Origin of the sequence: Chitinophaga rupis, from assembly GCF_900109685.1 — a bacterium.
Taxonomy (GTDB): Bacteria; Bacteroidota; Bacteroidia; order Chitinophagales; family Chitinophagaceae; genus Chitinophaga; species Chitinophaga rupis.
In genome coordinates this window covers 122,421-137,327 of sequence record NZ_FOBB01000003.1, presented here as the reverse complement: position 1 = coordinate 137,327, position 14,907 = coordinate 122,421, and the positions used below count along the sequence as shown (strand labels likewise).

The following is a 14,907-nucleotide window of genomic DNA, read 5'->3' as shown; positions in this document are numbered from 1 at the left end:
AAAAATAGATCGTGCAAAATATTCCTCCAAAAACAATAGTTTTTATTACGGGCGCTTTTGTAGGCAACAATTGCTGGGATGAGTGGCGGCGCTATTACGGGCAGAAGGGTTACCAAACCATTGCCCCGGCATGGCCTCATAAAAATGCATCTCCTGAAGCTTTGCGTAATAGTCATCCTAACCCAGAGATAGCCTCCATCAGGTTACCGGCATTAATTGACCATTATGCTTCCATGGTAAAAGCATTGCCGGAAAAACCCATATTGATCGGCCATTCAATAGGAGGGCTCATCGTTCAGCTTTTATTACAGGAGGGGCTGGGTGCTTTGGGGATTGCCATTCACTCCGTTCCGCCACAGGGCATCTTTACTTTTAAACTATCATTTTTAAAAGCTGGCTGGGGGCCGCTTGGCTTTTTTACCTCAGCCCAAAGAACATTCTTAATGTCCTTTAAGCAGTGGCAATATGCATTCACCAATGGAATGAGCCCTGATGAACAAAAAGAGGCCTACTACAAATTTGCTATACCGGAATCAAAGCTTATTGTGAGAGACACCATAACAAAGGCTGCAAGAATAAAATTTGAAAACCCGCATGCCCCTTTGCTGCTTACTTCAGGCAGCGCTGATCATACCATACCTGCTTCGCTCAACTACGCCAATTACAGAAAGTACAGGCACAGTAATTCTGTTACCGATTACAAGGAGTTTGAAGGGCGCAATCACTTTGTTCTGGGCCAATCAACCTGGAAGCAGGATGCTGATTATATTCTTGAATGGATAGAGAAGCAGGCAAAGTAGTGATAGTGAACAAACCCCATAACGGAACCAAATTTAAATAAATACATAAAATTTTCTGCTATGAAATTAACAATCGTTCTTGTTGCCGGCCTTCTGTTTGCGGCCTGTAATAACCCCCAGCCGGATCTCAAAGCCGCCGGCCCTGTTAATACAGATACCATTACAGCAACGTTGCAGCCTGCGCAGCCACCGGCCAACTTTAAAAGCGCAACGGTCAATATTAATGGTACCGGCATACACTATGTTATAGGTGGTTCAGGTGAGCCATTATTGCTGATCCATGGATTCGGGCAAAACTGGTATATGTGGAACCGTTTATTGCCGGAGCTCTCCAAACATTTTACAGTTATTGCACCTGACCTGCCGGGCCTTGGTGAAAGCGGTAAGCCGGATAGCGGTTATACAAAAAAACAATTAGCACAGGATCTGCATGGGCTTGTAAAGCAGCTTGGTTACAGCAACATAGATGTAGTGGGGCATGATATTGGTTTGATGGTAGCCTATGCATATGCTGCGCAGTACAGTAACGAGGTGAAAAAAGTGGCGCTGCTGGATGCATTGCTGCCCGGCGTGGAACCTGTTTGGAGCGAAGTAAGAGCAAAGGCATGGTGGTTCGGCTTTTTTGCCCTGCCTGCATCCGCGGAGGTTGTTGCCGGTAAGGAAAAAGAGTTTCTAATAGGTTTTTGGCCGGTTGTAGGACATGTACAAAATGCATTTACTAAAGAAGAAACGGATGAGTTTATACGTGCTTACCGCACCCCAAGATCAACATACGGCGCTTTTCATTGGTTTGCCGCTTTTAACGATGATGCTTTGGATAACAAGGAGTTCATGAAGCATAAGTTAAAAATGCCTTTGCTAGCAATGGCCGGCGAATACGCAAGCGCCTTTTTGCCGGAGCATTGCAGGCTGGTTGCGGAGCATGTAACATCATCCATCATTAAAGGAGCAGGGCATTGGATCGTGCAGGAAAATACCCCGCAGGTACAACAGGATCTGCTTGGATTTTTGCTCGCAAAAGAATGAGTTTTCAGTAATCAATAACAAATGAAATTTATGCACACCATTAAATTAAGCATGTTATTCCTGTTATTGCTGTTTGTTACTTCGGCAAACGCACAGTCTGACGCCAGCGGGCAGCTGAGAATGACGCAGCAGGAAATTATCAATACAAAAGCAGCCGGAGTATCTGCTCCGGGTTCTTCCAACTTAAGCGCTGTACAGGTCATCGTTATTCATGGCGATCCTTCCAAACTTGGGCTTTACACTATTTTGTTAAAGGTGGCGGCAAACACAAAAATTCCGGCCCACCTGCACCCGGATGACAGGATGTGTACTGTGGTAGCAGGAACCTGGTATTTTGGATACGGCGACGTATTTGATGCTGGTAAATTGAAAAAGCTGCCTGTTGGAAGTATTTACTCCGAAATTCCGGATCAGAACCATTTTGCAATGACGAGGAGCGAAGCCGTTATAGTTCAGATAACAGGATACGGTCCTTCAGGAGTAACGTATGTAAACCCTGCAGATGATCCTGGAAAGCCGAAGTAATGAGTTGAAAAGTTGTATAAATAATAAAACCCGCGATAGCCGCGGGTTTTATGTGCCTGCAATAAAGCCTGTCTAACATCAGGATTTGTCGTTATTGATCCAATGCTGCTCATCGCGGTTAAGCAGCACGCCCGCTTCTTTTAAAGTCTCCTGCAACCGCTTTACATCTATTTCCTGTACCGGCTTTTTATTTTTAGCTGCCATTGTTGCGGCAACACCTGCGGCCTGGCCAAGCTGCATCCAGGTAACTTCAACCCTGATAGAACAAAAGCCGACATGAGAAGCTGAAGCGCAAACGGGTACCAGTAAATTTGTACATTCATTTTGTTTGGGCGTAATAATACGGTAGGAAAGTTCATACGGCTGTTCAACTTTAACCCAGATACGGCCTTCATTAATGTATTGCGTTTTGGAGATAGCTACCTTTTGCACATGATGGCAATCTACAAAATGTGATCCCAAAGCAATAGCGTCAGGTTTCTTTGGCTCATCAAAAATATCCCGCTGGGTTTGTAGGTAGCTGCCAATCATGCGCCGGGCCTCCCGCACATATAAATAATAGGGGAAATTATGATTGTCTTTAAATTCATCCGGGGCCAGGCCGTAGTGGTTCACCTCATCACGCAATGGTTTGGGTACGGATGGGTCATGCTGCAAAAAATAAAGTAAACCCAGGGTCCAATCCTTGTGGTCCTGGTAGATCTGTTTTCTTTTTTGGTAGTCTGCATCCGGATACCCGGTATTACCACCAAAAAGCCCTAATGAGATCACTGCATTTTGTTTGTTATTGGTTTCATACTTTCCTGGTGGATAGTTCCAGGAATAGATATCAATGATATCTGTCAGCTTCATATTGGGCTGAGCGGTCAACAGCCGTTTAAGCGTAATGAAGCGGTTCGGATCATAATGCAGGGGCGCCGGGAAGGGTACCCTGTCAGCGTTGGTAGACATCATTACCCGGAAATTGTAATTGATAATCCTTTTATTGGCTTCGCCGTTGGTTAAGTTTTTTGCCTCTACAAATCCGGGCAGTAAATGTCCGTTGTCATCATACGGCGAAACGTCGATCGGTTTATCTAAAAGACGGATCCCGGCAAGCGATTCATTGTATTGAGATCTGCTTTCGCGCCCATAAGTATAAGATACCCCCGCTCTTGCCATTAGATCGCCTTCATAGGTTGCATCGATAAATACATCGCCACGGATTGTTTTTCCGTTTGACAATACAATACTTTGAATAGCGTTCTCTTTTTTATTCACCTTATCTACGTAGGCCTGGTAGATGATGGATATATGCTGTTCGCCAAGCATATCCAGGAATATTTTTTCGGCCACATGCGATTCGAAATAAAAGGCGGGTTTATTGCTTCCGTAAGATTTGCCAATGCGGGTATAAACCTCCAATGGAATGCCCGAAATGGTTTCCTCGATCATGTGTTCAGTTTCGGCGGTACCGATCCCGCTGGTATTCATACCTCCCACATGACGGGTTTGCTCAATCAGAATAACTTTGGCGCCCTGCCGTGCAGCCGCCACTGCAGCTGATATGCCCCCCGGTGTAGCTCCATACACTATCACCGTGGGTTCACCGGAAGCATGGCTCCCTAATGCGTAAAGCATCAGGATAGCCATGATTATATATTTTCTTTTCATTTTTAAATTTTAATAGCCTGGGTTTTGCGTAAGCGCCTCATTTACGTCTATCTGGTGCTGTGGAATAGGATAAAGCAGGTTTTTTTGTGAAACAGGTATTCCTGCTGCCTGAAGGGTACTAATGTATTTGCCGGTCCGCAGCAGATCCCAGCGGCGGTGTCCTTCAAAGCATAGCTCCCAGCCCCTTTCCACTAAAACGGCATCCCTGAACTGGCCCTGTGATAAGTTTGCCAGGTTTTGCGGATTCGCGGATGGATCGCCATTTCTCGCACGGGTCCGCACCTGGTTTATTGCATCATAAGCATCCGGAGTGGGTCCGTTGATCTCATTAACTGCTTCGGCATAGATAAGCAGCACATCGGCATAACGAATGATCATGAAGTTGTTCCGGGCGGCAAATTCGGCACAGGGCGCCGGGTCCCAGTACTTATCAACTGCGGGGCCGGTACGCGATAGCACTAATGCGTTATTTGCAGGGTTCACCTTTTGTGTAATGATCGTAACCTGTTTCCGGTAGTCGCCGGGCAGGTAAGATCTTACATAATTGGAATCTGCCTGGTAAGCTCCTCCGCCCTGGTTAATCGGGTACGAAAAATAAATGGCAAAAGATTCGGCCATTGTACTGCCGTAGGTTGTTTTTATACAGCTGTACTGAGCCGAAAAAATATGCTCCTGGCCATTTCTGTTTTCAGGAGGAAAGATGTTTTTGTAATCAGGAAAAAGGCTGTAAACCTTTGAGTCTATCACTTCCTTGGCAACAGCCGCCGCATTGGTATAATCTTTACGGGTAAGATAAACCTTTGCCAACAGTGATTTCGCAGCGCCGCTGGTTGCCCGCCCGATCGTTCCCGGGGTAGTATATTTTGCCGGCAGGTTCGCGGCCACAGCATCTTTCAGATCAGCTATGATCTGGGAATACACGTCATCCACAGGTGTGCGTTTTATGCTGACATTCACCACATCGGAAGTAGGAGCGGTGACCAGTGGCACATCCCCGAAAGCCTGTACAAGATCAAAATAGATCAATGCCCGCAGGAACTTCGCTTCTCCAATGATCTGCCCTTTAGCGGCTGCATCCATCGTAATTCCAGGCACATTCTTAATAACCCTGTTTGCCCGGTCGATCATCAGGTAGCAGTTTGTATAAAACGCATCAAAAGAAGGATTAGATGCTGAATAAAGATTATTATCGAGCTCTAATGTGCTTGCGCCAACGTTTGATTGAACGGTCAGCTCTTCAGAATTTACATCTGCAAGATTGATCATCGTCATGTTATAAATATTACGCAGTCTGTCGTATACCGCATCAAGCGCAACGGTGGCATCACTTGCTGTTTTGAAAGAGTTTTCTTCTCCCAGGAACGAATAGGGAACCTCAACAAGGTTATTTTTACAGCCTCCCCCAAGCATTATTGCGATAGCCAGAAAACTGCCTGCCAACAGCGCTTTGTTCGATAGCTTATATTGTAGTTTCATCTGTCAGATTTTAATTATAAAGTAATGGACAAACCAAGAATGTAGATCCTGGACGGTGGGTAATTGAAGTTATCCACCCCATATTGAGTATTGCTATTGAAATCGCCGTTCACTTCAGGATCATAGCCTTTGTAGTTAGTGAATGTAAGAAGGTTTTGTACACTAACGTAAACGCGGGCTCTTCTTATGGCTTTCGTAAAACCGGGCAGCTGGTAACCCAAAGTGACAGTTTTTAGCCGCACAAATGAGCCATCTTCTATTGCAAAATCAGAAACAGCCGGTAAAACCCATTGACGTATAGCGCCGGCTGAGTTGCTGGGATTCGTGGCAGTCCAGTGATCCGCATAATATGATTTCAGGTGGTTATATTGTGCATCGATCAGGGTAGTGTAATTGTTATAGATCTTGTTACCCTGCACACCCTGCAGGAAAAAGGAAAAGTCAAACCCTTTGTAAGAGAAATTATTGGTTAGACCGAAAATAAATTTAGGAAGGCCATTGCCCAGCACTTTGCGGTCGCTGGACTCATTGTATATGCCATCGCCGTTTATATCCTTCCAGCGGTACGCGCCGGGCAAGCTGCCGGCCTGCGCTAACGGACCTGCAGCATCAATCTCTTCTTTTGTTTGCCATATACCGTCAAATACGTTACCATAGAACGAACCCAGGGGCTTTCCAACCTCTATAATGGTTAATCCGGAAAAATAATGATCCACGCCATTAGCAAGGGATATTACCTTGTTTTGGTTATAGGATACATTGCCGGCCGTGGTCCATTTAAATCCGTTTGCACCCTGGTCGATATTTACCGTGCTAACCGCAAGCTCAAAGCCTTTATTTTGTACACTCCCAATATTTCGCAGCACGCTGGTGGCGCCTGTAGTTGCCGGCAGATCCACGTAGAGCAGCAGGCCGCTGGTTTTTTTCAGATAATAATCGCCAATAACGGTGATCCTGTTATTCATAAAACCGGCGTCAAAACCAATATCCAGCTGGGCAGTTTTCTCCCATTTCAGATCCGGGCTTTCAATGCGCGAAACCTGGTTGGTAAGCACCTCAACATCGTTAAAGACCGTTTTCCCGATAGTGTATTGCGAAAGGGAGTTATAAAGGCCAATGCCATCATTACCGGTAATACCATAACTAACCCTTAGTTTCAGATCGCTTATGATGCGGCTGTTTTTTAAGAAATTTTCATCGGATACACGCCAGGCAAATGCACCGGAAGGGAAAAATCCATATTTATTATTAGCGCCGAAACGTGATGAGCCGTCTGCGCGGGCGCTGACGGTGAACAGATATCGATCCTTAAAGCGGTAATTTATCCTGGCCAGGTAAGAGTTTAGCCCCCATTTCTCTAAGCTGCTGCTGGAGATATCCAGTGTAGTAGCTGCCGACAGGTTGTTAGCTCCCAGGGTATAGTTGGGAAAGTTCTCCGCTTCCTGGTAGGTACGCTGCATTCTATTGCTTTGAAATGTTATACCGGCCAGTACATCAAAGGCATTATCACTGTTTATTTTCCTTGTATAGGTAAGTGTGTTTTCATTTAGAGTATTGATATTTTCCGAAGTGCCATTGCTTCCATAGCCATTCCGGCCGCTGCCTGCAAGTGTTTGCGGCGTAAAGAATACATTCCTGAATGAATTTTGAACATCTGCTCCAAAACTAATGTGCGCCCTCAGGCCTTCCAGGATGCTGAAATCTCCAAATACATTCCCCAGTAGCCTATCTGTTGTAAGCAGGTTGGTAGAAGTATGCAGCATGGCAACGGGATTAGGAGTGCTCGCAAAGCCGGTACCCGGGCCCAGGTTAAGTAACTGGTAGCTGCCATCAGCAGCATAAACCGGACTGGCTGGCGAAATGGTCAGGGCCTCATATATAGGGCCGGCAACAAGGCCTTCAGAAACGCCGTTATTGATGGTGCGTGATGCGGTAAGGTTGGTCCCTATTTTGATACGGTCACTCAAAGTAGCATCTAAATTGATCCTGGAAGCATAACGTTTAAAGTTGTTATCAATAACGATCCCATCCTGGTTGAGATAGTTTCCGCTTACCAGGTAGCGCACTTTGTCGGAGCCTCCGGTAATAGACAGCTGATAGCTCTGCATCGGCGCTCTCCTGAAGATCTCTTTTTGCCAGTCGGTACCTTCACCGTAGGACGCAACGGGTTTGGGATAAGGCCCGTCAGGATTTCCAAACCTTAAAGCATAACCCAGATTGGAAAGCTGCTCATTTTTTAAATTCAGATGATCCATAGCATTCCCCAGCTTCAATTGTTTTACAACTTCCTGCGCACCTGCGTAGCTTTCAAACTCAATATTCGGCTGACCGGATCTTCCACGCCTGGTAGTTACCAGCACAACGCCGTTAGCTCCTCTTGAACCATATATTGCCGTAGCGGAAGCATCTTTCAAAACTTCTATTGATTCAATATCATTTGGATTAATAGTAGACAGTGGATTGGCATAGCTGGCGCCGCTTCCGCTTGCCCCATTTGCGGCAGTTGGTACGGAGATCGGAAACCCGTCAACAACGTATAAAGGATCATTGCTGGCGGAAATAGAGTTGCCGCCGCGCACGCGAATAGTTATCCCTCCACCCGGTGAATTGGATGCCTGTGTAATTTGTACACCTGATACTTTACCCTGCAATGCCTGGTTAAAAGAGTTAATAGGCTGCGACTTTATTTCAGTTGATCCTATGGAGGAAACTGAGCCGGTCAGATCTTTTTTACGGACCGTGCCATAACCGATCACCACTATCTGGTTCAATCCTTTTGATTCCACCTTTAGCTGAACATTAATGGTAGTGCGCCCCTCGATCGGAATCTCCTGTGTTAAATAACCAACACAGCTAAAAACAAGCGTCCCCTTGTTATCCGGAACATTGAGGAAGTAGTTGCCTTTGGCGTCTGATACCGTACCGGTATTGGAATCTTTCAGTTTGATGCTTGCCCCCGGCAGGCTACCCTGTTCATCGGTCACCTTTCCCGTTATCCGGATAGTGCTGGTAGATTGATCAGCTATGGGGGCGGACGATTTCACAGGTGTGATTAATATAGTTTTTTGATTAATCACATAATTAAGGGGCTGGTTATGAAAGCATATTTTTAAAGCATCTTCCAGTGATCCGTCTTTTATGCTAATAGTAACAGGTTTTGCAGCGCCCAAAATATCAGGGTCACAAAGAATACTGTAACCGGTTTGCTGTCGGATATCATTTAACGTTTCCCATAACGGGGCATTCTTTTTATTTAAATTAATTTTCTGAGCTTTTGAAGATGCGCTTACCTGCATAAAGGCGATAAGGCAGATTAAAAAAGAAAGTTTCATAACGCTCCACAGTTTAGGCTGGACATGGAATGGACATCCGCGTCCAAATGCAGGATAAATTCTATACATTTGAATGTCAGGTTAATTAAATAATTGGTTGATAACAGCGACTATAATGATTACCTGCGCACACAGCTCCCGGGGCTGTGTTTCGCCAGGGGCGGTTGCAACGCCCCTGGTTTTTTCTGCGGTAATTTCTTTTTAGTAAGATTAATTCATTAAGATGACCCGCCTTCCTTCTATTTTATAGTGGATCCCGGATGTAATTGTTATATTATCCAGTAGTTCCCGGATGTTGTTGTATTTAGATACTATGCCCCTTAATTTCTTTTGACTAACATCGGTTTGGTATTCTACATCCACGTCGTACCATCTTGCAGCTATTCTTAACACGTCTTCCATACGCTCATCATTAAACACAAACAATCCGTTCTTCCAGCCCATTACTTCGTCCAGATCTGCATTCCTGACAGACAAAGGCGCTTTCAGATCATTAACAGCCATTTGCCCGGGTTTTATAATGGCATGGCTGTTTTTACAGCTTACCTTTACCGAGCCTTCCAGCAAAGTGGTCCTGATCTCGGGATCATCATTATACGCCTTAATATCAAAATGTGTCCCTAACACTTCCACGGTTTGCTTACCATCTACATTCACAAGAAATGGTTTGCCGGGATCCTTAGCTACTTCGAAATAGGCCTCCCCGGTTAACTTTACCTGGCGTTCTTTTCCGGTAAAGGCAACGGGAAATGTTAATGACGAGGCGGCGTTTAACCAGACAAGGGTACCGTCCGGAAGCGTCAGTTCATATTGCCCGCCCTTGGGAACCGATAAAGTGTTTAACGCAGCTGCTGTACCTGGTTTAGCAGTAGCAGCATAATCTATTTTACCGTCTGCCCGCTTGCTCACAACCGCCCCCGCCTGATAAGCGATCTTTCCGCTTTGGGCCGCCTGAAGATCTATTTTAGCACCATTAGACAGGATCAATATTGCTTTATTGGCGCCAGGCGGGATCTCTGTGCTTTTTGCCTGATATGATAACCGCTCTGTAGGTGATTTAGCTTTATATATCCAAAAACTAACAGAAAGCGCTATAACAATGGCTGCTGCAGCGGCAATCTTTATTATATAACCCTTCAAAGTATTGCTGCCGGTGTTTTCGGGCTCCCCGATCCTGGCCCAGACCTTCTTTAACGCAGTTTCCTCATCAAATTCATGTAAATGCTCAATTTCCTGCTTCCGGATGCTTTCGCTCAAAAGCTTTTCAAGCACCGCTCTGTTATCAGCGCTTTCATTCAGCCATGCTTCCAGCTCAGCTTCCTCAGGCGCCGTCAGGGTACCATAAAGCTTGCGTGCCAACAGGCTGCTTACATGAAATGGATCAGATGACTTTTTATCGGACATGACAATTAATTTGGTGTTAATATAGAAACAACTTACTATCCCGTTTCCTCTAAAAGGTTTAAAAAATTTTTTTCCGGCGGCGTCGCGAACCCGGCGGTAAAAAGGTGATGTATAGATGGGAGGGGGGAGGGTATACCGGATAGAGGAAATGGGGGAGGGAAGGGCTTACTTGAAATAAATAGATAATATTAAAGATGTTAAAACGGCAAATCCTCTGTCTGAGAGGCGCTTCCTTAAAATGGAAAGCCCACGCATTTTTTGATTGTAAACCGTACTGATGGCAATATCAAGTTTATCTGCGATCTCTTTAGGCTGTAGCCCATCTTCAAAGATCATTTTAATAATTTTCCCGCATTGCTCCGGTAAGGCATTGACCTCAGCTGAAATTTCACGAAGGGCTTCAATGTAAATGATTTCATTGATGAACGGCTCCTCAAACCCATCTGTAAAAAAAGCAAATTCCAGATCATGCTTCATTTTACGGCTTTGTTTTTTTAAGGCGTTCATGGAAGCATTGCGGGTACTTATATAGAGGAAGGCTTTAATGGAGTTCAGGCTGTGAAAGTCAGTACGTTTACTCCATAGCTTACAAAAAATGTCCTGAACAATTTCCTCCGCTGTAAATTTATCCGAAGTTAACCGGGTGGCAAATAAGCACAACGCACCGTAAAATTTATGAAAAATATAATCAAAAGCGTAGGTGTCACCATTTAGCAACCCCTCTAATAACTCATCTTCGCTTAAATTTTTTATTTGGTTCGTGGACATCGTGGAATGAGAAAGCATTTCGAATATAAACATAAATATTAAAAACCAAAAATTGCCGGTTTTTTGCCGCCGGCAAATGGTGCTTATATATGTAATAATTCCTTAAAATGTAATTAGGCACTTATCTTGATGCCGGAAGATGGTGGAGATGGAGCCGGTTGCATTTTGGGATTTTTTCAATACTTTAGTGTTGTAAACACATACATGCGGCATTTACAGGCCGCAATATTTTCGGAGATGTTATTAAATGTCATTCTGACAAATAAAAGAGGGATTTGCGTTATGAAAATATTATTCTACCCCACCAGCTATAGTATAAAAAAACAGATCGTTCTTTTTTACATACTCTGCAATATATGCTGCCTTGGTGTTGTGGCGCAATCAAGGCTTTATCCCAACGAATTTCCGTTGAGTGACGTTGAGCTATTGGCCGGTCCGTTTAAACAGGCCAGAGACCTGAACATTAAAACGCTCATGCAGTATAATGTTGACCGTTTGCTGGCGCCTTACCGCAAAGAAGCAGGCTTAACGCCGAAAGACTCAAGTTATGCAAACTGGGATGGATTAGATGGCCATATCGGCGGCCATTATTTAACTGCAATGGCTATAAATGCTGCTGCCGGCAATGCAGGCTGCCGGCAGCGCCTGAACTATATGATCGCGGAATTAAAGACCTGCCAGGATGCCAATACAAAACAACACGCGGACTGGGGCACAGGCTATGTGGGCGGCGTACCTTATAGCAAGGCCGTTTGGCTGTCTGTTAAGCAGGGCGATTTTAAAGCCTTTCATGCAGCATGGGTACCATGGTACAATGTACATAAAATGTATGCCGGCTTAAGGGATGCCTGGGTATATGCCGGCAATGAGGATGCAAAGAATATCTTTCTTAAGTTTTGCGGCTGGGCGGTAAGCATAACCGCCGGGTTAACGGAGGATCAAATGCAGGCGATGCTTGATACAGAGCAGGGCGGGATGAATGAAGTACTGGCAGATGCATATCAGCTTAGCGGTGATGAAAAATACCTGGCTGCGGCTAAAAGGTTTTCGCATAGAATGTTGCTCAATTCAATGGCTGAGGGTATCGATAACCTTGATAACAAACATGCGAATACGCAGGTGCCTAAGGCAATTGGCTTTGCCAGGATCGGTGAGTTAGGCGGTGATTCCGTATACGAAGGAGCAGGCAGATTTTTCTGGCAAACTGTTACGGCAAACCGCACGCTCGCTTTTGGAGGCAACAGCCGGCGCGAGTTTTTTCCAAGCGCGCAGGCATGTACTGATTTTATCAATGACGTGGAAGGTCCTGAATCGTGTAATTCCAGCAATATGCTTAAGCTTACGGAAGATCTGTTCCGGATGACGCCCGCAGCTAGGTATGCTGATTACTACGAAAGAACAATGCTCAATCACATCCTATCAACGCAAAATCCCGAAACAGGTGGTTATGTGTACTTCACGCCCGTTCGCCCCCGCAGCTACCGGGTATATTCCGCTCCCAATGAAGCCATGTGGTGCTGTGTCGGAACAGGCATGGAGAACCACGGCAAGTATAACCAGTTTATTTACACGCACTCGCACGATTCGCTATACGTAAACCTGTTTGTGGCATCTGCCTTAAACTGGAAAGAAAAGGCTATACAACTGCGGCAGGAAACAGCCTTTCCGTATGAAGAGCAAACCAGGCTGGTTATTACAGGGGGCGCATCTTCATTTCCAATGATGATACGTTATCCGGGATGGGTAGCAGCTGGTGCATTGAAAATTACAGTGAATGGAAAACCTGTCCCCTTTGAGGGGCAGCCATCTTCATATGTCGCCATTAACCGCCGCTGGAAGAAAGGCGATGTAGTTGAAGTAAAGCTGCCAATGCATAATACCATTGAGCATTTGCCAAATGTGCCTGCTTATATTGCCATTATGCACGGTCCTGTTTTGCTTGGCGCAAAAACAGGTACACAGGATATGAAAGGATTGATTGCGGATGACAGCCGCTGGGGGCATATAGCCAGCGGCAAAAAGCTGCCCGTAGATCAAGCCCCCATTGTTATTGAGGATGATCTGCCGGCGATCACGGCCAGCCTTGTTCCGGTGAAAGATGCGCCGTTGCATTTTACTATGCCGGGAGTAAAAATGATTAATGCAGCCGGCACGGAACTCCAACCTTTTTACCAGATACATGACGCACGTTATATGATCTACTGGATGGCTTTATCCAACAAACAATACCATGCTTACCTGGATTCACTTACCGCAGTTGAAAAAGAAAAACTGGCGCTTGAAAACCGTACGGTAAGCTTTGTTGCCGCCGGTGAGCAGCAGCCCGAAGCTGATCATGCGATGCAGGCTGAGAGATCAAGAAAAGGAACAGCGCAGGACCAGTTTTACCGGGAGGCGTTTGACGGCGGTTATTTCAGCTATAGCCTTGCCACCAACCACGACACCAGCCTTAGTTTAATGGTTCGCTATTGGGGCGCTGAATGGGGTAACAGGAACTTTGAGATCTATATTGATGATCAAAAGCTGATTGCAGAGAACAATACAAACAGGTGGAATCAATCAAGGTTTTTTGATATTGAATACCGTATTCCCGCCGCCCTGTTGAAAAACAAAGACCAGATACGCGTAAAATTTAAGGCTTTGAACGGCGCATCAACATCGCCAGTGTATTATATACGTTTGGTAGATGACAACTAAGCGTTGAAGCCTATCCCATAGCATTGCTACAGCCATAAAACAGGAAAAGCCGGAGATCAATCTCCGGCTTTTCGCCATTGGGTGCCCAGAACTGGATTCGAACCAGCACGTCCTTGCGAACGCTGCGACCTGAACACAGTGCGTCTACCAATTTCGCCATCTGGGCAATTAAAATGTTTCAGGGGTGCAAAGATAGGAATAGAACTTGCTTTACCAAATTTTTTTGAACAGTTAGTTTTGATAAATTAATCTGTAGATTTCACTTATGCAAGTATCCCTTTTAAAGCCCGGCAGCAGTGAGCTGCAGAAATATATTGAATGCTTTTACATCCTAAAGCGATCCGCACAGGAGGAGCCCATAAACTATCTTACTTTTCCATCCGTTTTTTCCATTGTTGTGATCAGTCAGCATACGCGGACCGTTCACCATAAACAGCAGCTGACCATAACATACGATCCGGAAACACCGCTTGAGACCAAACTGGTGGCTAACTTCAACAAACCGGTTTTGGTGCGTTATGTGGGAGCAGCTAACGAAATAACGGCATATTTTAAACCACTCGGCCTGAATGCTTTCCTGGATGAACCACTAAGCACCTTTCAAAAGGAAGATTATACCGATTTCAAACCTTTCCCTGACTATGAAAGATCGATGCAGCGTATCTTGTCCATCACAGAACAAGCTGATAAAATAAAAGCTCTCGAGAGCTACTGGCTGGGAAAACTGAAAAGGTTTGAGCATCCTTTTCTGCCGCAACTGGTTCATGCATTCTCAGAGGCAGGAGAGATGGCTTCTGTTACCGCACAGGCAATTGTATTGGGCGTATCCCGGGTAACGGTAACTAACGAGTTTCGTAAACATCTTGGCCTAACACCTGGCCATTTCAAAAAGATTATACGCCTCCGGAAAAGTATTAGTGAACAGAAAAAGCAGCCCGGTAACCGCCTGAGCGATCTCACTTACGCGCTCGATTATTTTGATCAGTCTCACATGACCAGGGAATTCAGAGCATTGACGGGTATGCCGCCAAAAAAATTCTTCCGTGATATTGCCCATATTGACCCCGAATATATTAGCTGGATGTTCCTTTCCCCCCCACGGCTATAGCCCAAAATGCATCACTTTAAGCGGGGATTATAACCGCTTTACATTTGTACAATTCCGTTTCAGCTTCCTGCCTTTACTTTGCGCCATAATACAGTATAACTTAAGTTCTATGAGGAGA

Annotated in this window: 10 protein-coding genes, 1 tRNA gene and 1 pseudogene; 5 read left to right on the top strand and 7 right to left on the bottom strand. The window is 45.3% G+C overall.

Annotated features, from left to right (window positions below; all coding sequences use genetic code 11):
- The first annotated feature begins 11 nt into the window (after positions 1-11).
- Genes BMZ54_RS13660 through BMZ54_RS13650 form a run of 3 tightly spaced genes read left to right on the top strand, consistent with a single transcriptional unit; the run spans position 12 to position 2,351 of the window.
- Positions 12-800: an alpha/beta hydrolase gene (locus BMZ54_RS13660; RefSeq protein ID WP_202909241.1), complete on the top strand. Its 789-nt coding sequence runs from the start codon at positions 12-14 to the stop codon at positions 798-800.
- A gap of 60 nt (positions 801-860) precedes the next feature.
- Entirely contained in the window at positions 861-1,826 is a 966-nt protein-coding gene (locus tag BMZ54_RS13655) for an alpha/beta fold hydrolase (RefSeq protein ID WP_089912287.1), read from the top strand.
- 30 nt (positions 1,827-1,856) lie between these two features.
- Positions 1,857-2,351, top strand: a complete 495-nt coding sequence (locus BMZ54_RS13650) for a cupin domain-containing protein (protein ID WP_143081011.1) — start codon at positions 1,857-1,859, stop codon at positions 2,349-2,351.
- A 78-nt stretch (positions 2,352-2,429) separates the two neighbouring features.
- On the opposite strand, the gene BMZ54_RS13645 is transcribed toward BMZ54_RS13650, so the two are convergent.
- The 6 genes and pseudogenes from BMZ54_RS13645 to BMZ54_RS13625 all read right to left on the bottom strand — a co-directional run bounded on the left by BMZ54_RS13645 (position 2,430) and on the right by BMZ54_RS13625 (position 10,984).
- Entirely contained in the window at positions 2,430-4,004 is a 1,575-nt protein-coding gene (locus BMZ54_RS13645; RefSeq protein ID WP_089912282.1) for an FAD-dependent oxidoreductase, read from the bottom strand.
- 9 nt (positions 4,005-4,013) lie between these two features.
- A complete protein-coding gene (locus tag BMZ54_RS13640; RefSeq protein WP_089912279.1) occupies positions 4,014-5,480 on the bottom strand; it encodes a RagB/SusD family nutrient uptake outer membrane protein in 1,467 nt (488 codons plus the stop codon).
- A 14-nt stretch (positions 5,481-5,494) separates the two neighbouring features.
- Positions 5,495-8,524, bottom strand: coding sequence for a SusC/RagA family TonB-linked outer membrane protein (locus BMZ54_RS13635; protein WP_162277535.1), 3,030 nt, complete (start codon positions 8,522-8,524; stop codon positions 5,495-5,497).
- 12 nt (positions 8,525-8,536) lie between these two features.
- A pseudogene (locus BMZ54_RS33570) lies at positions 8,537-8,776 on the bottom strand (STN domain-containing protein); the annotation flags it as partial.
- A gap of 246 nt (positions 8,777-9,022) precedes the next feature.
- Positions 9,023-10,216, bottom strand: coding sequence for a FecR family protein (locus BMZ54_RS13630; protein ID WP_089912273.1), 1,194 nt, complete (start codon positions 10,214-10,216; stop codon positions 9,023-9,025).
- 165 nt (positions 10,217-10,381) lie between these two features.
- On the bottom strand, positions 10,382-10,984 hold the full coding sequence (locus BMZ54_RS13625) for an RNA polymerase sigma-70 factor (RefSeq protein WP_162277534.1): 603 nt from the start codon (positions 10,982-10,984) through the stop codon (positions 10,382-10,384).
- Positions 10,985-11,266: 282 nt separating this feature from the next.
- Here BMZ54_RS13625 and BMZ54_RS13620 point away from each other — a divergent pair, with 282 nt between their 5' ends.
- Positions 11,267-13,681 (top strand): glycoside hydrolase family 127 protein, encoded by a 2,415-nt coding sequence (locus tag BMZ54_RS13620; RefSeq protein ID WP_089912265.1) that lies wholly within the window; start codon positions 11,267-11,269, stop codon positions 13,679-13,681.
- Between the two features lie 82 nt (positions 13,682-13,763).
- On the opposite strand, the gene BMZ54_RS13615 is transcribed toward BMZ54_RS13620, so the two are convergent.
- A tRNA-Leu gene (locus tag BMZ54_RS13615) sits at positions 13,764-13,847 on the bottom strand.
- 99 nt (positions 13,848-13,946) lie between these two features.
- Between BMZ54_RS13615 and BMZ54_RS13610 the strand changes: the two genes are divergently transcribed.
- Positions 13,947-14,789 (top strand): helix-turn-helix domain-containing protein, encoded by an 843-nt coding sequence (locus tag BMZ54_RS13610; protein WP_089912262.1) that lies wholly within the window; start codon positions 13,947-13,949, stop codon positions 14,787-14,789.
- The last annotated feature ends 118 nt before the right edge of the window (positions 14,790-14,907 follow it).

Coding starts and splice junctions, on each gene's coding strand:
- BMZ54_RS13625 (WP_162277534.1), bottom strand. CDS start 10,984: ATGTCCACGAACCAAATAAAAAATTTAAGCGAAGATGAGTTATTAGAG.
- BMZ54_RS13655 (WP_089912287.1), top strand. CDS start 861: ATGAAATTAACAATCGTTCTTGTTGCCGGCCTTCTGTTTGCGGCCTGT.
- BMZ54_RS13610 (WP_089912262.1), top strand. CDS start 13,947: ATGCAAGTATCCCTTTTAAAGCCCGGCAGCAGTGAGCTGCAGAAATAT.
- BMZ54_RS13640 (WP_089912279.1), bottom strand. CDS start 5,480: ATGAAACTACAATATAAGCTATCGAACAAAGCGCTGTTGGCAGGCAGT.
- BMZ54_RS13650 (WP_143081011.1), top strand. CDS start 1,857: ATGCACACCATTAAATTAAGCATGTTATTCCTGTTATTGCTGTTTGTT.
- BMZ54_RS13620 (WP_089912265.1), top strand. CDS start 11,267: ATGAAAATATTATTCTACCCCACCAGCTATAGTATAAAAAAACAGATC.
- BMZ54_RS13645 (WP_089912282.1), bottom strand. CDS start 4,004: ATGAAAAGAAAATATATAATCATGGCTATCCTGATGCTTTACGCATTA.
- BMZ54_RS13630 (WP_089912273.1), bottom strand. CDS start 10,216: ATGTCCGATAAAAAGTCATCTGATCCATTTCATGTAAGCAGCCTGTTG.